The organism is Streptomyces sp. NPDC002742 (assembly GCF_042888885.1).
Classification (GTDB): Bacteria; Actinomycetota; Actinomycetes; order Streptomycetales; family Streptomycetaceae; genus Streptomyces.
In genome coordinates, this window is record NZ_JBIAQF010000005.1 from 257,511 (window position 1) to 283,052 (window position 25,542).

27 protein-coding genes and 2 pseudogenes are annotated in these 25,542 nt (G+C 68.3%); 13 read left to right on the forward strand and 16 right to left on the reverse strand.

What is annotated here, in order from left to right:
- The first annotated feature begins 125 nt into the window (after positions 1 to 125).
- The 3 genes from ACFYW8_RS10530 (at position 126) to ACFYW8_RS10540 (ending at position 3,987) form a co-directional block, all read left to right on the forward strand.
- Positions 126 to 1,292: an NAD(P)-binding protein gene (locus ACFYW8_RS10530; protein ID WP_389070331.1), complete on the forward strand. Its 1,167-nt coding sequence runs from the start codon at positions 126 to 128 to the stop codon at positions 1,290 to 1,292.
- Positions 1,293 to 1,426: 134 nt separating this feature from the next.
- Positions 1,427 to 2,407 (forward strand): zinc-binding dehydrogenase, encoded by a 981-nt coding sequence (locus tag ACFYW8_RS10535; RefSeq protein ID WP_365871403.1) that lies wholly within the window; start codon positions 1,427 to 1,429, stop codon positions 2,405 to 2,407.
- Between the two features lie 80 nt (positions 2,408 to 2,487).
- The gene (locus ACFYW8_RS10540; RefSeq protein ID WP_389070337.1) at positions 2,488 to 3,987 is read left to right on the forward strand and encodes an MFS transporter; all 1,500 of its coding nucleotides are present in this window, start codon (positions 2,488 to 2,490) and stop codon (positions 3,985 to 3,987) included.
- 99 nt (positions 3,988 to 4,086) lie between these two features.
- Here the strand turns inward: ACFYW8_RS10540 and ACFYW8_RS10545 are convergent, their stop codons facing one another.
- Both ACFYW8_RS10545 and ACFYW8_RS10550 read right to left on the reverse strand, forming a co-directional pair.
- Entirely contained in the window at positions 4,087 to 5,493 is a 1,407-nt protein-coding gene (locus ACFYW8_RS10545) for an NAD(P)/FAD-dependent oxidoreductase (RefSeq protein ID WP_389070342.1), read from the reverse strand.
- A 9-nt stretch (positions 5,494 to 5,502) separates the two neighbouring features.
- Entirely contained in the window at positions 5,503 to 6,156 is a 654-nt protein-coding gene (locus ACFYW8_RS10550) for a rhomboid-like protein (RefSeq protein ID WP_389070346.1), read from the reverse strand.
- Positions 6,157 to 6,291: 135 nt separating this feature from the next.
- Here ACFYW8_RS10550 and ACFYW8_RS10555 point away from each other — a divergent pair, with 135 nt between their 5' ends.
- Positions 6,292 to 6,771 carry a GNAT family N-acetyltransferase gene (locus ACFYW8_RS10555; RefSeq protein WP_365871395.1) on the forward strand — a complete coding sequence of 160 codons (480 nt, stop codon included), beginning with the start codon at positions 6,292 to 6,294 and terminating at the stop codon, positions 6,769 to 6,771.
- Between the two features lie 157 nt (positions 6,772 to 6,928).
- Here the strand turns inward: ACFYW8_RS10555 and ACFYW8_RS10560 are convergent, their stop codons facing one another.
- On the reverse strand, positions 6,929 to 7,135 hold the full coding sequence (locus ACFYW8_RS10560; protein WP_389070352.1) for a hypothetical protein: 207 nt from the start codon (positions 7,133 to 7,135) through the stop codon (positions 6,929 to 6,931).
- Between the two features lie 93 nt (positions 7,136 to 7,228).
- Between ACFYW8_RS10560 and ACFYW8_RS10565 the strand changes: the two genes are divergently transcribed.
- The 3 genes from ACFYW8_RS10565 (at position 7,229) to ACFYW8_RS10575 (ending at position 11,988) form a co-directional block, all read left to right on the forward strand.
- Positions 7,229 to 8,119 (forward strand): helix-turn-helix domain-containing protein, encoded by an 891-nt coding sequence (locus ACFYW8_RS10565; protein ID WP_389070357.1) that lies wholly within the window; start codon positions 7,229 to 7,231, stop codon positions 8,117 to 8,119.
- 184 nt (positions 8,120 to 8,303) lie between these two features.
- A complete protein-coding gene (locus ACFYW8_RS10570; RefSeq protein ID WP_389070362.1) occupies positions 8,304 to 9,269 on the forward strand; it encodes a hypothetical protein in 966 nt (321 codons plus the stop codon).
- A gap of 142 nt (positions 9,270 to 9,411) precedes the next feature.
- Positions 9,412 to 11,988, forward strand: coding sequence for a hypothetical protein (locus ACFYW8_RS10575; protein WP_389070367.1), 2,577 nt, complete (start codon positions 9,412 to 9,414; stop codon positions 11,986 to 11,988).
- 131 nt (positions 11,989 to 12,119) lie between these two features.
- Here ACFYW8_RS10575 and ACFYW8_RS10580 read toward each other — a convergent pair whose 3' ends face one another.
- The 3 genes from ACFYW8_RS10580 to ACFYW8_RS10590 form a co-directional block, all read right to left on the reverse strand.
- Positions 12,120 to 12,956, reverse strand: a complete 837-nt coding sequence (locus tag ACFYW8_RS10580) for a hypothetical protein (RefSeq protein ID WP_389070371.1) — start codon at positions 12,954 to 12,956, stop codon at positions 12,120 to 12,122.
- Between the two features lie 126 nt (positions 12,957 to 13,082).
- The gene (locus ACFYW8_RS10585) at positions 13,083 to 13,832 is read right to left on the reverse strand and encodes a hypothetical protein (RefSeq protein WP_389070375.1); all 750 of its coding nucleotides are present in this window, start codon (positions 13,830 to 13,832) and stop codon (positions 13,083 to 13,085) included.
- On the reverse strand, positions 13,829 to 15,178 hold the full coding sequence (locus tag ACFYW8_RS10590) for a putative T7SS-secreted protein (RefSeq protein WP_389070378.1): 1,350 nt from the start codon (positions 15,176 to 15,178) through the stop codon (positions 13,829 to 13,831). The genes ACFYW8_RS10585 and ACFYW8_RS10590 overlap by 4 nt, the downstream gene beginning before the upstream one ends.
- 149 nt (positions 15,179 to 15,327) lie before the next feature.
- Here ACFYW8_RS10590 and ACFYW8_RS10595 point away from each other — a divergent pair, with 149 nt between their 5' ends.
- On the forward strand, positions 15,328 to 15,924 hold the full coding sequence (locus ACFYW8_RS10595) for a hypothetical protein (RefSeq protein ID WP_389070383.1): 597 nt from the start codon (positions 15,328 to 15,330) through the stop codon (positions 15,922 to 15,924).
- Positions 15,925 to 15,975: 51 nt separating this feature from the next.
- Here the strand turns inward: ACFYW8_RS10595 and ACFYW8_RS10600 are convergent, their stop codons facing one another.
- The 3 genes from ACFYW8_RS10600 to ACFYW8_RS10610 are packed head-to-tail and all read right to left on the reverse strand — an operon-like array spanning position 15,976 to position 18,012.
- Positions 15,976 to 16,281: a hypothetical protein gene (locus ACFYW8_RS10600; protein WP_389070388.1), complete on the reverse strand. Its 306-nt coding sequence runs from the start codon at positions 16,279 to 16,281 to the stop codon at positions 15,976 to 15,978.
- 25 nt (positions 16,282 to 16,306) lie between these two features.
- Positions 16,307 to 17,305: a hypothetical protein gene (locus ACFYW8_RS10605; RefSeq protein WP_389071132.1), complete on the reverse strand. Its 999-nt coding sequence runs from the start codon at positions 17,303 to 17,305 to the stop codon at positions 16,307 to 16,309.
- A gap of 44 nt (positions 17,306 to 17,349) precedes the next feature.
- Positions 17,350 to 18,012 (reverse strand): hypothetical protein, encoded by a 663-nt coding sequence (locus ACFYW8_RS10610; protein WP_389070392.1) that lies wholly within the window; start codon positions 18,010 to 18,012, stop codon positions 17,350 to 17,352.
- A gap of 287 nt (positions 18,013 to 18,299) precedes the next feature.
- Here ACFYW8_RS10610 and ACFYW8_RS10615 point away from each other — a divergent pair, with 287 nt between their 5' ends.
- From ACFYW8_RS10615 to ACFYW8_RS10635, 5 genes and pseudogenes are all read left to right on the forward strand, one after another.
- Positions 18,300 to 18,458 carry a helix-turn-helix domain-containing protein gene (locus ACFYW8_RS10615; RefSeq protein ID WP_389071136.1) on the forward strand — a complete coding sequence of 53 codons (159 nt, stop codon included), beginning with the start codon at positions 18,300 to 18,302 and terminating at the stop codon, positions 18,456 to 18,458.
- Positions 18,459 to 18,731: 273 nt separating this feature from the next.
- The gene (locus ACFYW8_RS10620; RefSeq protein ID WP_389070397.1) at positions 18,732 to 18,887 is read left to right on the forward strand and encodes a hypothetical protein; all 156 of its coding nucleotides are present in this window, start codon (positions 18,732 to 18,734) and stop codon (positions 18,885 to 18,887) included.
- Between the two features lie 93 nt (positions 18,888 to 18,980).
- A pseudogene (locus ACFYW8_RS10625) lies at positions 18,981 to 19,537 on the forward strand (bifunctional DNA primase/polymerase); the annotation flags it as partial.
- Positions 19,537 to 19,725, forward strand: a pseudogene (locus ACFYW8_RS10630) (integrase); the annotation flags it as partial. The pseudogenes ACFYW8_RS10625 and ACFYW8_RS10630, both read left to right, overlap by 1 nt.
- A gap of 536 nt (positions 19,726 to 20,261) precedes the next feature.
- Positions 20,262 to 21,113 (forward strand): helix-turn-helix domain-containing protein, encoded by an 852-nt coding sequence (locus tag ACFYW8_RS10635; protein WP_389070401.1) that lies wholly within the window; start codon positions 20,262 to 20,264, stop codon positions 21,111 to 21,113.
- Positions 21,114 to 21,152: 39 nt separating this feature from the next.
- Here the strand turns inward: ACFYW8_RS10635 and ACFYW8_RS10640 are convergent, their stop codons facing one another.
- The 7 genes from ACFYW8_RS10640 to ACFYW8_RS10670 all read right to left on the reverse strand — a co-directional run bounded on the left by ACFYW8_RS10640 (position 21,153) and on the right by ACFYW8_RS10670 (position 25,473).
- The gene (locus ACFYW8_RS10640; RefSeq protein ID WP_389071141.1) at positions 21,153 to 21,326 is read right to left on the reverse strand and encodes a DUF397 domain-containing protein; all 174 of its coding nucleotides are present in this window, start codon (positions 21,324 to 21,326) and stop codon (positions 21,153 to 21,155) included.
- A 1,262-nt stretch (positions 21,327 to 22,588) separates the two neighbouring features.
- Positions 22,589 to 23,233: a hypothetical protein gene (locus ACFYW8_RS10645; RefSeq protein ID WP_389070405.1), complete on the reverse strand. Its 645-nt coding sequence runs from the start codon at positions 23,231 to 23,233 to the stop codon at positions 22,589 to 22,591.
- Between the two features lie 29 nt (positions 23,234 to 23,262).
- Positions 23,263 to 23,589 carry a hypothetical protein gene (locus ACFYW8_RS10650; protein ID WP_389070410.1) on the reverse strand — a complete coding sequence of 109 codons (327 nt, stop codon included), beginning with the start codon at positions 23,587 to 23,589 and terminating at the stop codon, positions 23,263 to 23,265.
- Between the two features lie 95 nt (positions 23,590 to 23,684).
- Positions 23,685 to 23,981 carry a hypothetical protein gene (locus tag ACFYW8_RS10655; RefSeq protein WP_389070415.1) on the reverse strand — a complete coding sequence of 99 codons (297 nt, stop codon included), beginning with the start codon at positions 23,979 to 23,981 and terminating at the stop codon, positions 23,685 to 23,687.
- Positions 23,982 to 24,063: 82 nt separating this feature from the next.
- Positions 24,064 to 24,864 (reverse strand): hypothetical protein, encoded by an 801-nt coding sequence (locus ACFYW8_RS10660; RefSeq protein WP_389070419.1) that lies wholly within the window; start codon positions 24,862 to 24,864, stop codon positions 24,064 to 24,066.
- A gap of 54 nt (positions 24,865 to 24,918) precedes the next feature.
- On the reverse strand, positions 24,919 to 25,221 hold the full coding sequence (locus ACFYW8_RS10665; protein WP_389070423.1) for a hypothetical protein: 303 nt from the start codon (positions 25,219 to 25,221) through the stop codon (positions 24,919 to 24,921).
- Positions 25,222 to 25,284: 63 nt separating this feature from the next.
- Positions 25,285 to 25,473: a DUF4314 domain-containing protein gene (locus ACFYW8_RS10670; RefSeq protein ID WP_389070427.1), complete on the reverse strand. Its 189-nt coding sequence runs from the start codon at positions 25,471 to 25,473 to the stop codon at positions 25,285 to 25,287.
- Positions 25,474 to 25,542 lie beyond the last annotated feature (69 nt).

The window sequence follows — 25,542 nt, forward strand, 5'->3', positions numbered from 1 at the left end:
CCCGCCCCCACTGACAATCGGCGCCGGCCTGCGAGAACTCCCCGCATGTCACATTCCGGGGCCCTCGGTCCGTCCTAGGTACAGGCCCCGAAGCACAGGACCCCGAGCAGAGGAGAGCTCCAGCCATGCATCGCATCACCGTCATCGGCGGCGGCTTCGCCGGACTCACCGCCGCCATCACCGCCGCCGAGGCGGGTGCCGAGGTCACCGTGTACGAAGCGCACCACACCCTCGGCGGGCGGGCTCGGACCGCCGAGGGTCCGTACCGGACGAACGAGGGACCGCACGCCCTCTACAGCGCCGGGCCGCACTGGACCTGGCTCAAGCAGCGCGACCTGATCGGGGTGCTCGCCCCGATCCCGCCCCTGGAGGCCGCCCGGCTGCGGCTGCGCCACAAGGGCGCGCTGCGCCGCACCCCGCCCTTCGCGATGCTCAAGCTGCTGCGCCGCTCCTGCCAGCAGGCTCCCGTCGACGTCGACTTCATGACCTGGGCGACCGGGCAGGCCGGAGCGGAGGGCGCGCGGGCCGCCGCGCACTACTCCGCACTGGCCCTCTTCCATCACGATCCCGGTTCGCTGTCCGCGGCGTTCGTGCAGGAGCGGCTGCGCCGGACCATGAGACTGCCGACGGAGGCGAACTGCCCCCGGGGCGGCTGGGCGAACGTCATCGACCGGATGGCCGGGCGGGCCTGGAACCTCGGCGTGCGGATGGAGACGCTGTCCCGGGTGGACGCCGTCCCCGCGGACCGGGGTCCGGTCATCGTCGCCACCTCCCTCGACGCCGCCCGCCGCCTCCTCAAGGACGCGTCGCTGACCTGGACGAGCGGCCGTACCGCCCTCGTCGACCTGGCGCTGCGGAGCCGGCGCGGCGACGCGTTCGCGGTCTGCGACCTGGACGCGCCGGGCTGGATCGAGCGGTTCACCGCCCGGGACCGCACTCTCGCCCCGGCAGGGGAGCAGCTCCTCCAGGGGCAGATCCCGATCGCCCCGGGCGAGAGCGGGGCACACGGCGTCGCCCGCGCCGAGCGGTTGCTCGACCTGGCCTTCGAGGGCTGGCGCGAGCGGGTCACCTGGCGGCGCGCGAGCGTCGCGAACGGCCGCACGGGCGCGGTCGACCCGCCCGGCACCAGCTGGCGGGACCGTCCGCGCATCGACCGCGGCGACGGTGTCTATCTCGTGGGCGACCAGGTCGCCGCCCCCGGGGTGCTCTCGGAGGTGTCCTTCAACAGCGCGATGGAGGCCGTGGCACTGGCCCTGCGCATCCGGGAGCGCCTTGACCTCAAGCGAGCTTGAGGTTGGACAGTGGTTACTCCAGCGACCTCGCGAAGCGCCCGCTCGGGCCTCTCGGGCCTCTCGGGCCTGCGGTGTCCCGCCGACCAGTGGACCTCGCGGGCCGCGCCGACCTCGTAGATCTTGAGGAGTACCCGATGTACGCGATCCGCCTGCACGCCTTCGGTCCCGCCGGGAATCTCGTCCACGAGCGGACCGAGGACCCCGAGCCGGGCCCCGGCCAGGTCCGTATCGCCGTGGCCGCCGCGGGCGTCCATCTCCTGGACACCGCCCTGCGCGAGGGGATGCGGGGCGGCCCGGCCCCCTCGCCCACCCTGCCGACCGTCCCCGGCCGCGAGGTCGCCGGAACCGTCGAGTCCCTCGGCGAGGGCGTCGCCGCGCTGTGGCTCGGCAGACGTGTCGTCGCCCACCTCGGCTTCGCCCCCGGAGGCTACGCCGAGCTGGCCGTCACGGACGTCGAGCGCCTTCACGACATTCCCGCGAACCTCGACTTCGCCCAGGCCGTCGCCATGATCGGGACCGGCCGTACGGCCATGGGGATCGTGCAGTTCGCCGAGTTCGGCCCGTCCTCCGTGATCGTGGTGCCCGCGGCGGCGGGAGGCATCGGCACGCTCCTCGTGCAGTACGCGCACCACGCGGGCGCGACCGTGGTCGGCCTCGCGGGCGGCCCGGAGAAGGTGGCGCGGGCCCGTGCGAACGGCGCCGATCCGGCCGTCGACTACACCGACCCCGGCTGGCCGGAGAAGGTCCGAGCGCACCTCGGCGGGCGGGCGGCGACGGCCGTGCTCGACGGTGTCGGCGGCGACGTCGCCCGGGACGCCGTCGGACTGCTCGGCCCCGGCGGCCGGCACATCGTGTTCGGCTGGTCCGGCACGGGCATCCGCGGCGGCTCCCCCTACCTCGTGGAAGGGGTGTCCGAGCAGGTGGCCGGTCCCGTGATGATGCGGAGGGCCGGCGGACCGGACCCCGTACGGACCCTGGAACTGCGGGCCCTGGCCGAGGCCGCGGCCGGGCGGCTCGTCCCGGCCGTCACCCGCTTCCCCCTCGCCGAGGCGGCCTCGGCGCACCGGGCCCTGGAGGACAGGGCCACGATCGGAAAGGTGGTGCTGGAACCATGACCGCGAGCCCGTGGAACGCGTCCCGCGAAGCCGAGTCGCCCAAAGATGCGACTCATCCTGTTTCATGGTCTTCTGAGCCAATGAGTGTCACCCGGACAGGTGAACCAGAAGCGCCCGTGGGTCCCGACCCCCACCGCTGGTGGGCACTGGTGGTCATCGCGCTGGCCCAGCTGATGGTCGTGCTGGACGCGACCATCGTGAACATCGCCCTCCCTTCCGCGCAGCACGATCTCGGCATGTCCGACGGCAACCGGCAGTGGGTCATCACCGCCTACACGCTGGCCTTCGGCGGGCTGCTGCTGCTCGGCGGCCGGATCGCCGACCTGGTCGGCCGCAAACGCACGTTCGTCATCGGGCTGATCGGCTTCGCCGTCGCGTCCGGGATCGGCGGCGCGGCCACCACGTCCGGCATGCTCTTCGGCGCCCGTGCCCTCCAGGGTGCCTTCGCCGCCCTGCTCGCGCCGTCCGCGCTGTCCCTGCTGACCACGACGTTCACCGATCCGAGGGAGCGCGGTAAGGCCTTCGGTGTCTACGGAGCGCTGGCGGGCTCGGGTGCGGCGATCGGCTTCATCGTGGGCGGCCTGCTGACGGAGTACCTGAACTGGCGCTGGTGCCTGTACGTCAACATCCCCATCGCGGTCATCGCGGTCATCGGCGCGTTCGGACTGCTGCGCGACCGGCCGGGCTTCAAGAACGTCCACCTCGACGTGCCCGGCGCGGTGCTGGGCTGCGGCGGACTGGTGGCGATCGTCTACGGGGTCAGCGAGGCGAACTCGCGCGGCTGGACGGACCCGCTGGTGCTGGGCCTCATCGCGGGCGGAGTGGCGCTGCTGGTCGCGTTCGTGTGGTGGCAGAACAGGGCGCCGAGCCCGCTCCTGCCGCTGCACATCGTCAAGGACCGCAACCGCGCCGGCTGCTTCCTGACGATGGGGCTCGCCGTCATCGCCCTGTTCGGCATGTTCCTGTTCATGACCTACTACCTCCAGGTCATCCTCGGGTACTCGCCGGTGAAGACCGGTCTCGCGTTCCTGCCGCTGACCGTCGCGATCATCATCGGTTCGACACAGATCTCGGCGCGGCTGCTGCCCCGTGTGGCGCCGCGCACGCTGATGGTCCCGGGTGCGGTCCTCGCCGCCGGCGGCATGGTGATCTTCACGCAGCTCACGGTCGACTCCGACTACGCGGGCCAGTTGCTGCCCGGACTGCTTCTGATGGGTCTCGGCATGGGCCTGGTCTTCATGCCGGTCTTCGCCACAGCGACCGCCGGGGTCGCTCCGCAGGACGCGGGCGTGACCTCCGCGACGGTCAACACCTCGCAGCAGGTGGGCGGTTCGATCGGCACGGCGCTGCTGAACACCATCGCCACCACCACCAGCACGGCGTACATCGCCGCCCATCTCCACAACCCCGCCCAGAAGGCGCTGATCGTCCGGGAGGGTGTCGTCCACGGCTACACCGTGGCCATCTGGTGGGCGACCGGCATCCTGCTGCTGGCCGGCCTGGTGGCGGGTCTCATGGTCACGGCCAAGGCCCCGAACCGCTCGGCCACGGGCGCGGCGGTCCCGGAATCCGTGGGCTGACGACTGCGGCTCCGGTCCCCGGCGGGCTCCCTCACCGACCGACGGGACCGGTCGGCGGAACCGGTCGGCGGAACCGGCGCCACGAGCCGTCCGAGCGGGTCAGTGGCGTCCCGAGACCCGGTCCGCGAGCCGGGCCAGCCGGGACGACTCCGGGCTGTGGGTGGTCAGTTCGCGACGGTCGGCCGTGCGGTAGGTCGCGTACATGCCGTGGACGCCGAGCCAGCGGAAGGGCTCCGGTTCCCACTTGCGGACCCGGTGGTTCACCCAGGGCAGAGTGGTCAGGTCGGTCGCGCCCGCCTGGCCGGAGTCCTGCCGCACGAGGTCGCGCAGGGTGCGTGCGGCCAGGTTGGTGGTGGCGACGCCGGAGCCGACGTAGCCGCCGGCCCAGCCGAGGCCCGTCGAGCGGTCCAGGGTGACCGTGGCGCACCAGTCGCGCGGGACGCCGAGGACGCCCGACCAGGCGTGGGCCACCTGGACGCCGGTGAGCGACGGGAAGAAGCGGACGAGGATCTCGTACAGGGCGTCGATGGTGGACCGCTGGGTGCGGCCGTCGTTGTCGGTGCGCGAGCCGAAGCGGTACGGGACCCCGCGGCCGCCGAGCGCGATCCGGCCGTCGGCGGTGCGCTGGGCGTACATGTACGCGTGGGCCATGTCGCCGAGCGTCTCGCGCCCCTCCCAGCCGATCTCGGCCCACTGGCCGGCGGTCAGCGGCTCCGTCGCGATCATGGAGGAGTTCATGGGCAGCCAGGTGCGCTTCTGGCCCTTGAGGTTCGCGGTGAAGCCCTCGGTGCAGCGCAGGATGTAGGGGGCGCGGACGGTGCCGTACGGGGTCACCGCGTGCTTCGGGCGGATCTCTGTCACCGGCGTCTGCTCGTGGATGGTGACGCCGAGCGCCTCGACGGCCGCGGCCAGGCCCTTGACCAGTTTCACCGGGTGCAGCCGGGCCCCGTGCGGGGTCCAGGCCGAGCCCACCGCGTCCGCGACCCGGATCCGCTCGGCGGTCTCCTTCGCGCCGTACAGCTCGCGGTCCTTCTCGCCGTACGCCAGCTCGTGCGCGTGGAAGGCCTTGAGCCGGGCCGACTGGGCCGGCGTGTAGGCCACTTCGAGGACGCCACCCTGGTGGATGTCGGCCTCGATGCCCTCTTCGGCGGCCACCGCGACGACCTCGCGCACGGTGTCGTTCATGGCCTGCTGGAGGCGTACGGCCGCCTCCCGGCCGTGCAGCTTCGCGTAGCGGTCGCGGCCCGCGATGCCGTTGTAGAGCCAGCCGCCGTTGCGCCCCGAGGCGCCGTAGCCGCAGAACTTCTGCTCCAGGACGGTGACGCGCAGGAAGGGGGCCGCCTTCTTCAGGTAGTACGCGGTCCACAGTCCCGTGTAGCCGCCGCCGACCACGACGACGTCGGCGGACGCGTCGCCGGGCAACGGCTCCCGGGGTGCGGGGAGGCCGTCGTCCGCGTACCAGAAGGAGATGCCGCCGTTCACGGTTCTGCTCGCCGAGCTGCTCATGGCGGGACGCTAACGCCGGAGAGCCGCCACTGTCTCCTTCGGATTCCATGCTTTTCCGCGCCCTCTGGACAGCGGATAACACGCGAGGCCGATCAGAACGGAGGTGAAATGCCCGAGATCGGTGAAGGCGCGCTCGGTCATGAAGGGAATCCCGTACACCGCCAGAACGACCACCAGATACGCGTACCGCCAGGGCGTCGCGATCCGGTAGGTGAGCACGCCGACCACACCCGCCAGGGCGTAGCTCACCCCGACGTCGAGCGTGTCGACCGTGGAGTGCGGTGCCACGCCGTGCTTGATCGCCCAGAGCAACGCACCCTCGCTGACCAGCGTCGACAGGACATGCGCGGCCGCGTTGACGCCGAGCCAGCGCGCGGTTCCCAGCCAGTGTTCGGTCGGCGCCTGGAAGACGGTGTAGAGCACGGCGTACGGCACCCAGTGGCCGCCGTCGATCCACATCGCGCTGGCGAACAGCACCCGCACCGGGTTGTTCGACAGCTCATGGATGTTCGTCGAGCGCTGCCGCAGGAAGTCCTCTTCGAAATCCGGAGACATGTGGTGCAGGGCGACCGTCGTGATGAAAAGAATGGTCAGCCAGATGTACGTGCCCGGCGCACGGCGCACGTACATCCACACCCTGTGGAAGACCCGGTCGATGCGCATGGTCCGATTCACCCATGCCGCCGGTGTCCCCCGCGCGATCGACATTCCGGACGGCTCTCCCGTGTCACGGGAACTTGCGTCACGGGAACTTCCGGCGGAGCCCTCCGGCGGAGCCTCCGGAGCTAGTCTCGGCCCATGATCCGCACCGCGACCCCCGACGACATCCCCGTCATCCACAGCCTGGTCCGTGAACTCGCCGAGTACGAGAAAGCCCTGGAGGAGGCTCGGGCGACGCCGGAGCAGCTGCGCGAGGCCCTGTTCGGAAGGAATCCGGCCGCGTACGCGCACATCGCGCAGGACGACGCCACGGGTGAGCCGGTCGGCTTCTCGCTCTGGTTCCTGAACTTCTCGACCTGGCGCGGCGTCCACGGCATCTACCTGGAGGACCTGTACGTACGCCCGACGGCGCGCGGCGCCGGTCACGGCAAGGCACTGCTCACCGAGCTCGCGCGGATCTGCCGGGAGCGCGGCTACCAGCGTCTGGAGTGGTCGGTCCTGAACTGGAACAGGCCCTCGATCGACTTCTACGAGTCGCTGGGCGCGCGCCCGCAGGACGAGTGGACGGTGTACCGGCTCACCGACGAGGCGCTGGAGGCCCTCGGAAAGCGTGGCTGAGGCCCGGTGATTCCCGGGATCCGGTACGGGTGACCCGGGCCGACCCGCACGACGGCCCCGTTGGGAATCGTGGCGGCCCGCCCGTCGTGCGCCGGGTCGGACCCGAGGCCGGCTTCCACCGCTGACCTTCCTCGAACTGAGAGCGTCCGCCAGTAGGTCATCGAACACGGGGTCCCGTGGGCGCGGCGATCCATCGGGCGAGGGAGAGCAGGGTGGTTTCGACGCTGTTCGCCATGTAGTCGCGGAGTGCGTCGAGGTCGCCGCGGGTGGTGCCCAGTACCGGGTCGAGGCGGAGGAGTCGCCAGGACTGCTCAAGGCGTCCTCCTGGCTGCGTGCGGGGTGGTGCCGGGCCGGCGACGCCCACGTCATCAGCAGTCCTGTCGGGGAGCCAGACCGGCTGGTGCCTATCCACAACTGGGGCAGGCTGTGCGTTTCGAGTCGGCCCATACTCGGATCCATGACCGGAAAATCGCAGCTCGGGGACTTCCTGCAGGCTCGGCGCTCCCAGCTGCGTCCCGAGGATGTCGGGATGCCCACCTACGGGGAGCGTCGGCGTGTGCCGGGGCTTCGGCGCGAGGAGTTGGCGCTGCTGGCGGGTGTGAGCGCCTCTTACTACACCCGGCTTGAGCAGGGGCAGTCACTGAGCGCGTCGCCCGAGGTGCTGGACGCGATCGCCGGGGCGCTGCGGCTGGACGAGTCCGAGCGGCGGTACCTGCACGACCTGGCCCGGGTGGACAGGCCTCGTACCCGGGGTCGGCGGCCCGCGCCGGAGCGTGTGACGGAGGCGACGGCTCAGTTGCTGGACGTGCTGGCGGACGTTCCCGCGATCGTGCTCGGCCGGCGCAGCGACGTGCTGGCGTGGAATCGCCTGGGTCACGCGCTGTTCGCCGGGCACCTGGACCCTGCCACCCCGGACCTGTCGGCGAGGCGTCCCAACATGGCCAGACTGGTGTTCCTCGACTGTCATACCCGCGACCTGTACGCGGACTGGCCGAGCAAGGCCAGGGCGGTCGTGGGGAATCTGCGCCTGGTGGCGGCCCAGCATCCGCAGGACACGGCGTTGCACGCGCTGCTGGGTGAACTGAGCGCAAAGAGCGGTGAGTTCGCCTCGATGTGGGCCGACCATCGGGTCAAGGCGTGTGCCGTCGCCGCCTATGAGATGCGGCACCCGCTGGTCGGCCCGCTGACGGTCGTTCAGCAGACCCTGAGCCATGGGCCGGGCCCCAACACCGTGGTCGCCACCACAGAGGCGGGCTCGCCCTCACGGGCCGCGCTGGCCCTGCTCGCCCAGGTCATCACCCAGGACACCGTCCCGGCCGAACCGGCGCCACGGGCCGACGTCGGCTGACCTCACGCGACGCCACCGGGCGCTCGGCCGGCACGTGCGAGCACCCGTCCCACCCGGGCACGGCCGACGACCAGCCATGCCCGGTATCAGCCCCCGGGGCCGCAGGGTCCCGGGCGGAATCCACCTGTCACCACGCGTGCGTCGGCGTGTTGCCGACGCACGCCCGAAAACCGTTGAAGGAACCATGTTCAAGAAGATCTCCGCGCCCGCCGTATCGGCGGCCGTCCTTGTCGCGGCCGCTGCCGCAGCGCTCAGCCCGGCCGCGGCGTCGGCCGTCTCCGCCCCGCTGAGCAACCCGCGGATCGCCGTGCACTTCGACCTGGCCAAGGGCCAGACGCCGGAGAACGTCGCCCTGGCACCGGGCGGCGCCGCGTACGTCACCTTCGCCGAGGGCCGCCAGATCGCCGAGGTCTCCCCCAAGGGCAACATCCGGATCCTGGCCACCCTGCCCAAGCCCGCCGACGGCGGTGTCCACACCCCGGTCCTGGGCTTCCCGCTGACCGTCGGCATCGTCCGTGCCCACGACGGAACCCTGTACTTCCTCTACGCCACCGGCACCCCCGACCTCACCGGCGTGTGGCGCCTGCGCCCCGGCGGCGAACCCCAGCGGATCGCCGCGCTGCCCGCCGACGGCCTGCCCAACGGCCTGGCGCTGGACCCCCGCACCCGCACCCTTTACGTCACCGACTCCGTGCTGGGCACCATCTGGAGTCTGCCCACCACCGGCGGCGCCCCCACTGCCTGGTCCACCGCCCCCGAACTGGCCTCCACCGGCTTCCTCGGCGCCAACGGCCTGAAGATCCACAACGGTGCTGTCTGGGCCACCAACCTCGACAAGGGCACCATCCTGCGCATCCCCATTCTCCGAGACGGGCGCGCCGGTTCGGTCCGGACCGAGGCCACCGGCCTGCCGGGGATCGACGACTTCGCCTTCACCGGCCACGGCGACCGGCTGCTGGCCGCGCTCAACGGCCCCGGTGAGGTCGCGCTCGTCCAGCCCGACGGCAGCCACTCCGTCGTGCTGACCGCGGCCGACGGCCTGCAGAACCCCACGTCCATCGCCCTGCGCGGCGACACCGTCTACGTGCTGAGCGCCGCCTACGTCACCGCCAAGGATCCCGGCCTTCTCCTCGCCCACCTGAACGACTAGCTGGCCCCGAGCCTGACGACGCAGCGGTACAACCAAAAGGAGAGGTCAGCGGTCTCACGCGTGTCCGGCACCCACCTGTCGGCCGTTCTGTCAGCGACAGGCGTGGTCGTACGGCTGCCTGTCCGCGCTCTCCAGGAGTCCCATGCGCCTCAAGCAGGTCTCGCTCGCGGCGGCGATATCCGTCGTCGCAGGTCTGACGACCGCCACCGTCGGCCTCACCGGTCCAGCCGCTTGGGCCGACGGCGGCAGCGCGGCCGCGCTGCCGCTGTCGCTGTCGCACTACGCCCACATGGTGGTCGACGGCGCTCACCAGCACCTCTTCTTCAGCCAGGGCGCCGGCACAACCGGCATCGTGGTGACGGACCTGTCCGGCAACCCCGTCACCACCATCGACGGCGAGCAGGGCGCTGACGGCCTCGCGCTGTCCGCCGACGGCAAGACGCTGTACGCGGCCCTGACCGACGGCGACGCGATCGCCGCCGTCGACACGGCGACGCTCACCGAGACCGGCCGCTTCGGCACCGGCACCGCCAGCGCTCCGGTCGCCGTCGCCCAGGCCGGCGGCAAGGTCTGGTACAGCTACACGGCCGACGACGGCAAGGGCACCGTCGGCTCGCTGGACCCCTCCGCCGCCGACCCCGCGCCGACCCCGCAGCCCGTCATGCCGCACTGGTCGGCCGCACCCCTCCTCAGCACGGGCGGCGGGGTGCTCGCGGTGAACGCGGCGCAGGACGCCCACTCCTCCATGACCCACATCGCCACCTACGACGTCTCCTCGGGGACCCCCTCCCTCAAGGTCGACATGGGCCTCGGCGGCGCCGCGACGGGCCCCGTCCAGGTCACCCCGGACGGCACGAAACTGCTCGTTCCGCAGTCGACCGCCGTGTACGTGTACAGCACGGCGGACCTCAGCACCGCCAAGCCCTACGGGTACTACACCGGCGGCGTCAGCTCCTCCCCCGACTCCGTCGCCATCGACTCCGACGGCACGATCGCCCTCGGCGCCACCGCGGGCCCGGGCGCGGGCGCCTACCTCTACGCGGCCGACCAGATCGCCGAGAACCACGTCGCCTTCCCGGCCGGCACCGTCGCCCCCGACGGCCTCGCCTGGGGCGCCGACGGCCGCACGCTCTACGCCGTCACCCAGGGCAACGGGTCCTACGCCCTCGACGTCCTCGGAGACGCCAAGCTCACGGACACCACGCTCTCCCTGAACGCCCCGTCGCCGTACGCGATCCCCGCCCAGCGGTTCACGGTGAACGGAACGGTGGGCGGCCACGGCTTCGTGCCGGCCGGCGCCACGCTGAAGGTCACCCGCGACGGCACCGATCTGCCCGACGCCACGGTCGGCGCGGACGGCTCGTTCGGCATCACCGACACCCGCCAGGACGAGGGCGGGTACACCTACGAGGTGTCCTACGCCGGCGACGCGACGCACCGGCCCGCGACCACCTCACTGAAGGTGTGGGTGTCCAGGGTCGGAACCTCCATCCCGTACCCGGAGTTCAGCTCGGCGACGCCGCACAAGGTGGCCTTCACCGGCACGGTCATGACCGATCTGACCCGCGGCCCCTTCGCCCAGGGCGACACCGTCCAGGTGACGCGGACGAACGAGGACACCCACCAGTCGACCCAGCTCCCCGCGGCCCCGCTCGACCCGGCCACCGGCCGGTTCACGGTCGCCGACGACCCGGGGACAGCCGGATGGTTCACCTACCGCCTGTCGTTCGGGGGTGACATCACGCACCAGCCGGACTCGAACGACGTGAGCACCACCATCTCCCCCTACGCCCCGGCCCTCACGCTGAAGGCCCCCGCGACCGCCACGCGCGGCGCCGCGCTGAGCTTCGGCGCCGTGCTGGGCGACGGCCCGTACGACAGAGGCGAGACGGTCACCGTGACCCGCACGGACGCGGCGCACACCACGACGCCCGTGACGTGGACGGCCCCCGTGGCCGCCGACGGCACGATCACCGTCAAGGACGCTCCCTCCATCGGCGGCGCCAACGCCTACACGGTCAGCTACGCCGGCGACACCGACCACCGGGCGGCCACCGCCTCCGCGACCGTCCAGGTCTCGCGCGCCACGACGAGCCTGTCCGTGACCGCCGACGCCTCGACCTACGCGTACGGCGCGACGGCCACCGTGACCGCCCACCTCGGCACCACGTACAACGGCCGTACGGTCTCGCTCTACGCCACGCCCGCCGGCGGCAAGAAGACGCTGGTCAAGACCGGCACCGTGGACAGCAAGGGCAACCTGACGGCCACGTACAAGCTCGTCAGCAACACGACGTTCACCGCGTCCTACACGGGCGACTACCGCTACGCCCCGGCCACGGCCACCCGCGCCGTGAGCGACCAGGTGAAGGTCGCGCAGGCCCTGAGCGGCTATTACACGACCACCACGTACAGCGGCACCACCTACCGCGTCTACCACCACACGGTGCAGCCGACGGTGACCACGACCGTGACGCCGAACAAGTCCGGCCAGTGCGTGCACTTCCAGGTCCAGCAGTACTACAGCGGCGCCTGGCACACGCTCAGCACCTCGGGCTGCTTCACGCTCGGCTCCAAGAGCGCCGTGGCGGCGCAGCTGAGCCTCTCCCACGCGGTCAACCAGAAATTCCGGGTGCGCTCGGAATACGTCCACAGCTCGAAGGACACCACCAACGTGAGCACGTGGGGCGGCTGGCAGTACCTGACGGTCAGGACCTGAGCACCTGAGCCCACAAGGCCTGAATCGGCCGCATGACAAGGTGTCCGGGCTTCACCAGAACTGAGACCGCGGACCGCCGCGCAGCCCGCTCCCGCGCCCGCCGTCGCATCCACTGAACGCGAAAGCCCAGCTCAGACAAGATCTGAGCTGGGCTTAACGCTGAGCCCCCTGTCGGATTCGAACCGACGACCTACGCGCTGGTCGGTGGGGAGGGCGCGCAGGGCTTCGCGCAGCTTCTGCTCCTGTTCCTCCCGGGTGCTGTGGTTGCGCGTGACGGTCTTGAACATCTTCTGCGACCAGGAAGGTGCCTTGCTCTTCATTTCGGCTCGCCGTTTGGCAGCGTCCGACCCCTGCCATGTCATCCAGCCGACGGAGCCGAGCGCAACGAGGGCGAACGCTCCGGAACCGAGCGCGTCGCCCGTGGCATCCGCCTGACCCGGGGTCTGAGGGCGAAGTTCGCCCTCGGGGTCTGCGATGACCGTCACGACCTCACCGACCTCGTAGCGATCGGATGGTGTCTCCATGGCGGGTCCCGGGACCCTGGTGCCGTCGTGTCGCTCCAGCACGTAGTACGAGTTGCGGGATTCACGACCCCGCGGCGGGTCGGTCCTTTTCTCCACCACCGTGACCGTGACCTTCTCGCCCCGCTGGTGAAGGGTGAAATCGTCGCGGGCCACATCGGCGACGTGCACGGACGACGCGGAGGCGAGCGCGATGAGCAGCGCCGCCGACAGGCTGGACTCCCCGCTGGCCCTCAGCCAACGGATCAGACCGGCGAGGAGCACGCCGTGGGCGATCCACAGGAGGATTTCCAGGCCGGTGCCGATGTCGTCCGCGAACTGGAACATCGCGGCGATCACGGCGAGCACGTAGCAGCCGATGCCGATCGCCAGCGGCGGGATGCGGTAGCTGGCACGCCTCTGCCGCGCCCCGGCGTCCATGACGGCGCTCACCCGCTTCTTCTCCATCCTCCTACGGCATCGTGATGTTGGGCCGAGCGCCCCTCGTCAGTGCACGGCCGGAAACAGTACTCACAGCGGAGGCCTTGCCCCTTCTCTTCCGTTTGCACCAGGGTCGCCGAGTGCCCACACGATCTATGGCTGCTGTGTCTGATATGCGGTAGCGAGATCGTCGAACGTGAGAGTTCGGCCGATATGCGCGAGACGAGCGCTGTAGGAGTCAAGGAGGAAGACGGAGGGGGTGGAGATGGTGACGTATACGCAGTAGCCGTGCGGTGCGGGTACGACCAGTTGCAGCGCGGCCATCGGAAGCGGAGGCATCGCTAGTCCGACATCCAGGGCAGGTAGGTGGAGTGTGCGCAGGGATGTCGACATGACCGCGGGCCCGCACGGGAGTTTGGCCGCCAACACCATGTCCTGGGGGCCCTGGAGTCCTTCGCCGAGCGGGAAGGCAATCTTCTCAAGTCTCTCCTCGGCCACGCCGGAGAAGAGCTTCTGGGCGGTGGCCTGGTAGATCCCTTCGGCGGTGAAGAGCCGGGTGGCAGGGGAGTGTTCACTCGGCCGTACCGTGACGGCGAGCAGGCCCATGGACAGGCGCTCGTCCCCGTCCACCTCCTCGGTGCCTACGCACATGGCGGTGAGGACCACGTTCTCCCTGGCGCTCAGGAGCGGCAGTTGGCGGCGCAGACGGTCGCTGGCGGCATCCTGCTGTTCTTCGTCCGACTCGGGCATCAGCTGTGCCATGGCCTGCCGCCAGCCATCGGAGGCCGTCGGCTCGGGAAGCCGGACGAACTCGTCGGGGACCTGGTGGTGAAAGGCGTAACGGAACGGTGCTGTGTCGCTTCTCGCGATATCGCCGGTCACACCCTGTCCGGTGACGCTCATGCGGCCGTGCCCATCTGCGACGGATCGAGATGCTGGGTGAAGGTGCTGCCGGAGGAGGTGAGAGCGGTGGGTGCGTCAAACGTGGACGGGAAGGTGCCTGGGGCCACGGTCTTGTCCTCGTCGACCGGACCGAAGTAGTCCATGAACGGCCCGACCACCGGAATGTCGCCGGTCTTGAACTCTCCGTCGGTCCAACGACCCTGGTCCCAGGTGCCATTGTGCATGTTGGAGCCGATCGCCAGGGCGGCGCCGGCCCAGGTGGCGGACTTGTCGATCGCAACCCCCGACGCGACGAAGGACCATCCCTTGCCTGCCATGGCCAGGCCCCGGGCGGAGTTGGCGACCCCGCTGGGTATCCCTCTCAGCCCGCTCAGGAGGCTGCCGGGCCTGACCTTGCTGAGCGCGTTCATGACGCCGGAGGAGAGGCGGAGTTCGCGACCGGCCATGACCAGAGCGCGGCCGGATTGGACGAGGCGCCCACCGGCCAGGCTGAGACCGCCGGCGACCACGCCGACGGCGTCCCAGGCGAGTGTTTCCCAGGTCACGTCTGCGCCACCGGCCATGGCGGCGAGATGGAAGGCCAGCGCGAGCCCGGCGATGATGAAGGCTGCCACGCCGAGGCCGGAGAAGAAGAGCGCGAGGACACCGACCACCATGGCGACGTCTGCCAGGATGTCGCCGATCATCTTCCAGAAGTTCGGGTCCGTGATGGTGTCCCAGGCGTCTTCGAGCAGGTCGCCGACGGCGTTCAGCGCCTCGTCGAACCAGCCTGGCTCCGGAGGGGCGTCGTCGGCCGCTCCCTTGACCTGACGCGCGATGGCGGTTGCGGCCTGTTCGTGCTCGGTGTGGAGCGAGTGGGCTCGGCTGCGGATCGCGGAGAGCTCGCTGTTCGCGGAGTCCAGGGATTCCTTCTTGCTCTTGGCGTCCTTCTCGTGCTTTTCCTTTTCCTTGTCCGACATCCCGGATGTGGAGGAGGGCAGTTCGTCCACCGAGGTCTGGGCGGAGTTGACTCGCCGGGCTGCTTCGGCTGCCTCCTGCTCCAGCCTCCTGGCCCTGGCTTGGAAGCCGTCCAGCTGTGTCTCCCAGGAGGCGAGGGCCCGTTGTGCCGTGTCCAGGGAGTCCAGGGCCTTCTTCAGGTATGGAGGGACTTCGGAGAAGGTGTCCTTGAAGGCGTCGGCGGACTTGCCGGCCCAGACACCGTCGGAGGTGCCCATCTTGTGCAGTTCCGTCTGAGCGGTGCTGCTGCCCTGAGTGACGCGGCCGACAGCCTTCGCAAGGTCCCTCACGGACTCAAGATCGCCCGGTGCTGGATCGAACCCCAGGTTCGGATATATGTCGGAGCTCATCGGGCTTCTCCTTGCGGCTTCGTGTCGCCCATGCGTGATATATCCCTTCCTTTGCGGAAGTCGTTCTCGTTGAGGCGGTAGGTTATCCGGGGTGTATGCACGCCACCGCGGGTAGCCTCGTCTCCTGGTGGCCGAAGGAGGAGGCAGTCGTGGACGAACAGCATCTGCTGAACGAGTTGACGAAGGCCATGTCGGAAGAGAAGGGCGAGTTTGCGGTAAGGCCCTACTTTCCGGGCATGAAAAAGTTTGCGGCCTTCGCGTATGTTGCGGAGAGGGTCGGCTATCGCTACATGGGACATATGCCGGGTGGTGCCGCCTTGAACAATCCCTATTTCCTCTTCCAGCGCGCTCCCGACGCCCGCGAGCGAGTCGCTTCCACCATGGCTGATCACCCCGGCCTGCTACGCGGTGGCGCGCTTCCAGGGATGAGGCCGGGCCGCGGACTGACCCCGGACCCAAGTGCTCTGCCTGAAGTGGATCTGCTGTATTCCCAGATGATCGTCGATGCGTCCGGCAGGTATAACCCGCGAGTCCTGAGTAATGTCCTCCTCCTTCCGGTCGTCATGGCCATCTTTCTCGCCTTCCCCGGCTACACCGTTGAACGGGTACTCATCGCGGGAGGCATCTGGCTCATATTCTTCGCGCTTTACCTCGTGGGTCTTGCCGTGACTCGCCGCAGGCGCACCAGGCATCTCGCACGCCTAGCCACAGCAGGAGTGGAGTGGCCCCCGCGAGCGGCCACCTGAAGGGTTCCGGCGGCCGCTCGGCCGCAGGCAGCTGAAAGCTGCGGGCCAGGCTCACTTCTTCTTCTCCGCGGCCTTCTTCTTCAATTCGTCGTACAGCTTCTGGTCCAGTTTGAGGAACTCCTCAGAAGCCTTGTTGGCGAACTTGGAAACCCCCTTGGTCAGCTTGGAGAGCTGACCGAAGCCGTAGTCCCAGGAGTCGGCGAAGTCGTCGCACGCGGACTGGAGGCCGGTGTGGCCGACCTGGCGGGAGTCCACCCACGACATCTCCTTCGACGCGTCCTTCATGCGGCCGCCGCTGCTCTCCAGGGTGCGGGCCATCTCCTTCACGTCGTCGGAGAAGAACCTCAGGAACGACATGTGCACTTACCCCCCGTGTGTCTGGCTACCGGTTGACGGCCTGGATCTCCTGCACAACGACGTCCTGCTCAGCGCCGAACGTGCCATCCGGCAGGGACTGTTCGCCGTTCACAGCCGTACCGGTCCAGTGGATCTTCCAGGTGATGGTGGCCTTGAGCTTGTACGAACCGTCTCCCGAGGAGCGCAGGTACGTCACACCGCACGGCGGAGTCTCGTCCGCCTTCCCCTTCGCGTACACCTCACCGATCCGGCCGTTGTTGATCTCGCACGCGCCGGACGCCGGAAAGGTCGTGGCGTCGGCCGTGCCCGGCTCGATCTTCAGCGACACCGGCTCGGCGGTGGTCGTCGCCTCGATGCCGAGCAGCGGGACGGACGCGGTGACCGACACCGGCTTGAACTTCTCCGCGTCCAGCCACGCCCACGTCGGCAGGTTCACCTTCGTGGTGCCCTCCGGAGCGAGCTGGACCTTGGTCGAGGGGACGCGGATCTCGGCGTATGCGAGCTGCGCGAGCATCTGCGGCGTGATCGCCTGGGGGATGTCCGCCGGCGGGGCCTCGCCCTTGTCCACCCAGAAGATGGGCTTGTCGCAGTCGAGTGCACCCGGGTCGCCCTCACGTCCCGGGGTGACGTACGTGTCCCACCAATAACCCTTGCCGGTCTTGGCCTTGTTGAAGTCCTTGTACGTGCTGGCGGTCTTGCCGCCGTTCTCGTACTTGTTGCGCTGCTCCCGGTCCCACTGGTACCCCGTCGACTCCTGCTCCCAGATCGACTGCAGGTACTCCTTCAGCTTGGCCGGGGTGTACTTGGGTGCGTAGTAGCAGGCGGGCGGGGTCCAGGAGGTGGTCGAGGTCACCGCGCCAGCGGACGCGCCGGTGCCGTTCTTCGACCGGTCGTAGACAACGGCGCCGGCCGTGGCTGAGAGTGTCCCGTCATCGGTGGCGTCGCCCTTCGCCTTCGTTCCAGGCGGGTTCTGCGTCTGATTGTCGAACGTGTCGTCCGCGAACGCCTGCCCCGGTGCGAGCATGAGCAGCCCGAGTACGAGGAAGGCGAACTTCGTCGACTGGGGCTTCAGGGCAGGCACTTGGCGCTCCCGCTCTGAGAGATGATCTTCTGGATCACCCAGACACCTTGCTTGTTCTTCTTGAGGGACGTGTTATAGACCACGTAACTCTTCTTGGTGACCGGGGTCTTCTTGACCTCGCCGCTCTTGAGGTACTTGATGAACGCCTTGCCCTGGTCCTCGCAGTAGCCAAGGGTCGCGGTTCCGTCCTTGTCGACCGTCACGACGGGGTCGTAGAAGCGGTAGGCGCCGGTGGTCCGGGCCTTGTGGTCCACGTAGTTCTGGATGAACTCCTGTGTCCCGGCGGCCGCCTCCCCCTCGTAGTAGAAGAGGTATCCCTTGTCGAGCGCGTTCTGGTTGGCGATGGCCATGTCCACCGCCTTGATGGACTGCTCGCTGTCGGACATGACCGCGTCCTTGTCCGCGTCGCCCGTCTTGGACCACTCGAAGGTGTACGTGATGTCCGAGGGCAACTCGATCTTCGGGCGCTCAGCCGAGTCCGACACGCTCGCAGTCGGCGAGGCCGCTGCCGACGAATCGTTACCGGTGTCCGCCCCTGCGATCTTGTCATTGCCCTTGGAGCTGTCGCCGCCGCCTCCGCAAGCGGACAGCGACAGGGCCGCGACAGCGGTCAGCGCGGCGGCTGCGAGCAGGGTGGGGCGGCGGTTCACGGACGGCTCCCGGTGGGGCGAGGGTTCTCATGAGTGTGCCAACGCTATCGACGGGACCTGAGTGACACCAGCTGGCTTTGCGTCAAGGTCGACCTCCCAACGAAGCAAATCCCGACGGAAGCCGCCCTGTACCCTGCACCGTATGGTCGCTGTTCTGTAACGCAACGCACTCTGCGAACATTGCCGTACGAGCCGAACACGAGCCCCGGGAGCCTCGGTTGGAGAGCATCCCGTACCCGAACAACGGCAGGTACGTCCTCGGAGCCGAGCGCGAGCGGTAGGCGGAGATCGCCGCCGAGCGGTACGCCGCCGGTGCTTCCATCCAGGCGATCGCCGACGAACTGGGGCACAGCCGCAGCTTCGTGAACGGACTGCTGCACCGTGACACCGACGTCGAGGTCCGGCCGCACAGCGCGCCTGGGCGGCGGAGGGCCTCCCGCAGCTGAGGACGATGAAGGCCCGGCTGGTGGGCGAGCGGCTTCGACATCCAGGCGCAGCCGGACTACTGCGGTGACGCCTTCCACCAGGGCGACGCCATCAAGTACATCCGCGCGCACGGCCACGAATTCGACTTCATCCACGCCTCACCCCCGTGCCAGGGCGAGGGAGCACCGACCAAGGGCACGAACGCTGCGCGCAACGCGGCGATCGGCCGCACGTATCCCCGGCTGATCGCCCCGACCCGGGCTGCTCTGGAGGCGACGGGCCAGCCGTACGTGATGGAGAACGTGGCCGGCTCCGACGTCCGCAAGGACATCCGCCTGTGCTGGGAACAGTTCAGTCTCGCAGTGCTCATGCACCGCTACTTCGAACTCGGAGGCTGGACCTTCCCTCAGCCTGCCCACCCGCGTCATCGCGGCTACGTCCGGGGATGACGACACGGCGTATGGCGGGATGGCCCGTACGTCGCCGCGTACGGCAAGGGCGGCGGCAAGGCCACCGTGGAGGAGATCCGCGCGGCCGAGGAGATCGACTGGTCCACCCATCACCTCCGCCTCCGCGAAGCCCTACCGCCCAAGGTCCCTGCGCTGCACGGCGAGCGGGCGTGCAGCGGCACCGGGCTGTGCGAGAACGGGCACCGGAAGTGGGAGCAGCAGGCCACGACCGACCCGGACCGCATCCGCGCCGCCTGGTCGCGGGCGCCGTTCAACGTCGGTATCGCCACCGGCCCTTCCTGGCTGCTGGTCGTCGACCTGGACACGCCAGAGCACAAGGGCAGTTCGGACGCGCCTGACGGCGCGGCAACCTTCGGGGCGCTCTGCGAGCGCGCCGGGCACGCCGTCCCCGACACCTACCGGGTCCGGACCGCAAGCGGTGGAACCCACCTGTACTTCACCACCCCGCCCGGCATCCGAATGTCCAACACCCATGGCACCGTTGCCGATTCGGTCGACACCCGGGCATGGGGCGGCTACGTCGTCGCCGTCGGCAGCACCCCCCGGCCGGAGCCTACGAAGCCCTGTGCGGGCCCGTGGTGGCCCCTCTGCCCTCGTGGCTGCAAAGCATCCTGCAACCGGCCCCCAGGAGATCCTTCGGCACACGCAGATCAGCCAGACGCGGCGGTACGTGAAGGGGCGGTCCCACCTCTCGAAGGACGCCATGCGCCGCATGGGAGACACCTTCCTGCCACCTGAGGAAGCAGCATCTGGGGCAGAAACTGGCGCAGCGAGCACTCACAAGGCTCGGGCAAGCCGTCGCCGTCGCATCCGCTGATACCTGATCCGGGATCTCAACGGAGTCGCTGGCGGGATTCCAACCCGAATCTCGCCAGCGTTGCGAGTTGCCACCGGATCCGAGGGTGTTCAGGCGGTGAGGCGGCCCCGTCCACGCTGAGGACGAGTCTGCTTCCCTCGCCGCCGACAGAAGCACGGCCACAGATGCATCGTCCCATCAAGACGGCAGGAGAATCATGGGTACTGCGTGCCGCTGACGTCGAGCGGTGATGTTGAGAATTCTCCCTAAGTCGATCAGAGAATCGGTCGCGATCTTTAAGGGCTGACCCTTCAGCGCCATCATCACACCGTCACCCACACGAGTGAATTTGCGCATCACTCATTCGTGAAACCCCTCAGAAGTTTCGTTTTTTCACTCCTGCCCCGACACTCTCCCCTCAAGTTGGCATCCCTTCAAAGAGCCGTGCGGCATAGTGACAGGTAGCACAAATCCGCGTAGCCTTATGACCCTGGTCCTCTTAACTACGGTCAGGGTGACGGGCTGCCAACTGACCTGTGGCACTAAAGGAGATCGCTATGCCCGATGTCGACCCCATGTTCTCCCGTCAACTTCTGAGTGCGCAGCTTCAAGCCGCACGCAAGAAGGCGGGGTACTCACAAATGGACGTCCAGAGAGAGACGAAGTGGTCCCTGTCGAAAGTCATGCGACTGGAGTCGGGGAGGGTGAAGATCTCCACCACTGACCTCAGGGCTTTGGTGAGCTATTACAACCTCTCCAAAGAGGATTCAGATAAGTTGTTTCAGGCTGCAGATGGGGCCCGACTGCAGCCGTGGTGGTATGAATACCGGTCTCTTCTGTCAGAGGGATTTCAGTCCTACCTTGGCTATGAAGCGTCCGCAGCAGTAATCCGCAACTTCGAGGCCCTTTTCATCCCCGGCCTGCTTCAGACCGAAGGGTACGCGCGCGCCCTCCTCCAGCAGTCTGTGGTGCCAGAGAAAGACGAGCTTCTGGATCTTCGCATGAAGCGCCAGGAGCGCATGCTCGACGAATCGTCAGAAACGGAGCTCCGCTTCCTGATCGACGAGGCAGCCCTGCGGCGAGTCGTGGGGCACCCCGAGGTGATGGAGGCCCAACTCGATCACCTGGAGTCGGCCAACTCGCTCGATCATGTGAGCGTAGGAGTAGTGCCCTTCGAGCGCGGACTATATCCGCTCTTGCGCTCACCCTATGTGATTTTCGAGTTCCCCAAGGCCGAGCAGGAAAGGGTGGTGTACCTCGAAAATCCTGACGGGAGCGTCATCCTCAACAATAAGGCAATCGTCGGCGTACAGCGCAGCGTAGAGGACTATCTTGAGGCTTTTTGGGAGGTCGAAAACGAGTACGCAAAAACCATCAGTGAATGGCGAAGGGGCGATACAGCAGGATAGCGCTCATCTCCCCAACCGACACCTCACGAGCGGGAACCATTAAAGGGTCCGCTTAACCGAGGACAAAAAAGAATTCCAGGCGGATGGGCTGACAGAAAGACGCACGGTACTGGAGGCTTTAGAGTCCCTTACAAGAACGCATTCACCTAAGGAAACCTCGACACAATTATCGCCTCCTGGGCCGCTGGCGGAACTTTTGCGCCATACGATCATCGGATCCGAAACGGTCACCGCTCCCCCAAATTCTGCACCATGGCATCCTCAGTACTCGCAGGCTCCTGCCGCCAGTATGGCGGCAGCCGCAATCACTGCCAAGGAGTCAAATCACGGCACCTCAACGCGAAAGACAGCAGGGAATCATGAAATGTCCCGAAGCCTACTGTGAGCCCGCGAAGCGGCAAGAGCTTTTCTAGCCATTACTGCGGGAGATCGCCTCGACGAGAAAGGGAGTGCTCGACTAGCCGGCAAGCATCGTTCGAGCACTCCCCCCTCACGAAGCACCGTCGTCCACACAACTGAACTAGGAAGCCTCATGACAGATATTAACGTGCGACGCGTCACCCGCCAGAGCCACGGCGGAGGGGGCCTTGGGTGTGCGGAGATAACCCGCTCAGGGCGAGGTGCCAGGTGACCACGCCTCCCACGCCCCCCTCTGATGAGCTCTCACACCGAGTGCTTGTAGTCATCATCGCTGTGCTGGTCGGGCTCTTAACAGGCTTTGCAGCAGGCGTGGTAGCCGCGCTACTTCATGCTGCCGCCCTCGTTGCGGCCCAGTGCGCGGGAGGCACGTTCATCGCCGTCACCCTGCTGGTGCTGAAGATCCGCGATCAATTGAGGTAGTCCTGACCACCCTGCTGTCACCCACATCAGGCCGACAGCAGGCTCTTCTCCACCGCAGCGCTTCCCATGTGGTCGCCCTCACCAAGATCGGTTGAACGCAAGGCGCGTCAACCCTTCCATGGAGGTGATGGCATGGGAAGCGCCGTTACTGGCTCCCAGCACCCAACTGAGACCAGAACCGAGACCACAAGCGGTCCGACTGGCTGAGGTCAGGAACCGTCCACATCCCAAAAAAAGCAAAAGCCCCAGGTCACGGCGAGTGAGTCCTGAGGCTTCCACAGAGCCCCCTGTCGGATTCGAACCGACGACCTACGCATTACAAGCTCGCCAGATCGTTGCCCCACCGTTCCCCGGATACCCCTGCCTTCACCATCTGTGCAGGTCAGCGGGCCAACAGGTTCCCGGGGAACGGTGATCCTTCACGAGGTTTCACTCTCCTTCCGGCCCCATCTTGGCCCCAGCAACGCCCAGTTGGTGGACGGCTCGGGCCTCGGCCGGGTTGGCCTCCAGCTCAGCGCCTGTAGGCAAAAGCGTCTCCGACGCATCTGCCTTCCGATGCAAAAAGGCCCTGCCCCGCTCGGGGGTAGGGCCTCTGGCCGTCAGCGCAAGCCCTGTCCGGGCTGCTGCTGCACAGGCTATCTGCCTGGGCTTATCTGTGGGACCAGTCTGTACAAGATGCTCGGCCGGATCTCAGGTTGGCCGACGTAGCCGCACTCGTGCGGGCAGGGAACCCACTTCCAGGGCTGGGCATACGGGGAACGCAGGGACTCTCGGGAGCGGTGCGGGTCGTCGGCCGTGCAGCGACGCTCGACGCGGCCGCGTAAGCCGCAGCCGGTGCATAGGCCGAACGCGTCGCGGTACGGGCCGCACCGTTCGGCTTCGAGGGCGGCGATCTCGCGTGGGAGGACGGGGTGCGGGTAAGGGCGTCCGCTACCGGCGATGGGCCCACCGGTCGCGAACTCGAACTCATAGGCGCGCTCTCCTGGGCGGACAGGCAAGGACCACCAGGCCTGTCCCGGGCTGGTGGTGAAAACGTGGCGCACGTTGTGGATGCTGCGGCCTTCGTGGTCGGTCAGGAGTATCTGGCGGGCGAGGATCCAGCAGCGTCCGCCGAAGGTGCTGTACGCCTCGGCGATATTGAGAGGGTAGGGATACTGATTTCCTGTCAGCCCTTCTTGGAAGGCGCCGGCGCGCAGCAGCTCTATCAGGCCCTGCTTGGTGGCGGTGCGGACGATGGGGATGTGCTTCTGCGGGATGCCGTCGAGCGGAATGACGGGCATGCGAGGTCTTCCTTCCTGCTCTGGGGTTGTCAGCTGGAGCGACGGACCATGCGCTGCCGGTCGACGTCCCAGTCGCATTCGATGTAGAGGCGGTTGAGGTCGGGCATGGATTCGTCGCCGGGACCGAGGTCGATGAGGAAGCCGTATTCGATGCACTCGGCGCTGCCAGGCCACTCGCCGGTCCAGCGGGTGTTGCACGCGGTTCCGTAGTGAGTACAGCCGAGGCGCTGGTAGCCGGTGATGGCGCAGCGTGCGACGTCACAGCGGTCGTCGTGGAGTTTGCCGGGGCTGACCGCGCAGTCGGGGCAGTTGGTGGATGCGGGTTCGGGCTGGTTGGCGTCGGCCTCGGTGGCCATGTGTTGTCCTCCGCGCATGGAGCGGGCCGTCCACCTGGTGGTGGGCGGCCCGGAACGTGACTGGGGTCGAGGGGTTTCGCAGGGCGGGGGGGCAGTCAGTACAGGTCGCCGATGACCTTGGCGATGGCCTGGCCGATTGCGGTGGGGTCGTCGGTGGAGGTGAAGGGCAGGTGGACGCTGTCTCCTTGGGCGTCGTTGCGGAGGTAGAGGTGTCCGGCCTCGCAGACACCGACCGTGAACGGGATGTGGTCGGCGTTGTGCAGGTGTCCGGTCGCCCCGCAGGGGCCTGGCAGGGCACCCCACTGGTCCCCCAGGAACTCAAGGGCGGCTCGCGCGGTGGCGTAGACGGTGTGAGGGTGTTGCTCAGGCTGGCGGTGGAAGCTCGTGGGCATGGGCGGTGTGTCCCTTTCAGGTTGCTGGTCGGGGTATGGGTAGGGCCGCCCACCGATGGGTGGGCGGCCCTTTGGGTTGCGGTCAGGAAGCGGGGGGCTTGCTGGCGCGCTTGCGGGCCGGTCGGGGCTTGGGCTCGCTGTCAGTGGCTGGGGTGGCGGGCTTGGCGGTCGTGCGCTTTCGGGTGGTGCTCGGCTTGGCGTCGCTGCTGGCGGCCGGGGAGGCGGCCTTGGGACGGCGGACCCGCTTCCCGGCGGGCTCCGACTCGGGCTGGGGTTTGGCCTCGGTCTGCGGGGCGGGGGCTTTCGGTTCGGGCTCAGGCGTGCCCTCGGGCGCAGGCACAGGCTCGGCGTCGGCTGAATGCTCCAGGTCGGGACCGGCATCGTGGGGCCGCACGTGGGCTTCCGGTCCGCAGTCGCGCAGGGAGGTTCCTGTCGTCCCCGGCGACTCGTCCAGCACTTGGGATAGTGCGCTGTCGAAGGCCTCTTCCCACGGCCGGTGGCCGACGTAGAGCGGCTTGGCGTCGAAGGCAGGCAACAGCCGGTCACTGATCGCGGCGTAGAGAACGGCCGCGGGGTCCTTGTCCGCGTCGAGGCGGCCTATATGAACGGGAGTGTGCCAGCGGTGGTTGCACGGCAGCGGGGCGATGCCCTCGATGGGCTCGTGGTCAGCTGGCTCGGCGCCGCCGGTGGCCCATAGTTGGATGCTGCTGCCGTCGCCGAGAAGGCGCATGCCGATCCGTCGGTCGTGGGGGCCGTCGAGGCTCACGATGCCGTCGATGATCAGCTCATTGACCTGCCAGTTGTCAGCACCGAGGGAGCCGGTGAGGGTTTCGGCGGTGGAGTGGAGGGCTGAGGGAGCGAGTTGCACGACGTTCTTCTCCAAGAGGTCGTTGGTGTGGTTTGGGTCCCGCCCCTTGTGGGCGGGGGGGGGAGGGGGTCAGGTCGGGATGGCGGCCAGGAGGGTGCTGGCGGCCTCGGCGATGCGGGGGGCGCTGGCTTCCTCACTGCCGGCGTAGTTGGCAGCGATGCGTAGGGCGTCGCGGGCCTTGTCGACGTCTCCGTGGCCGAGGAATTGAGCGGCGGAGTCGAATTGGATTGCGGCGACGGTCAGGGCGTGCTCCTGGTCGTCGCAGACGGCACGGTTGACGAGCGCGCGCGTGCGGGTGGCCCACTTGCGGGCAGTGGCTTCGAGGGCCGGAAGTTCGAGCTGAACGTCGAAGGTCGGGGCTACGGGTTGCACGGCTTCTCCAAGTGGTCAGTCGGCGCTGTTCGAAGGCCCCGCCCGGTGGGCGGGGCCTGGCGATCAAAGGAGGAGGCGGATGCGGTCGCCGTCGTCGAGGAGCATCGAGAGACTGGAGCCGCTGTCCCAGTCGACTCCGAGTCGTCTGAGGGTGGGGTTGTAGGAGCGGATGGTGCCCTCGTCGCCAGGGCGGAGGTCAGTGTCAGGGTCGGTGGTGGCTTCAAGGGCGATGCGCTGGCCGGTCTCGTACATTCGGTTCCTTTCTGGTGGCGGGGAGTGGGACCACACCCCTCCTGGGCTCTTATTTTAATGGCAATTGGA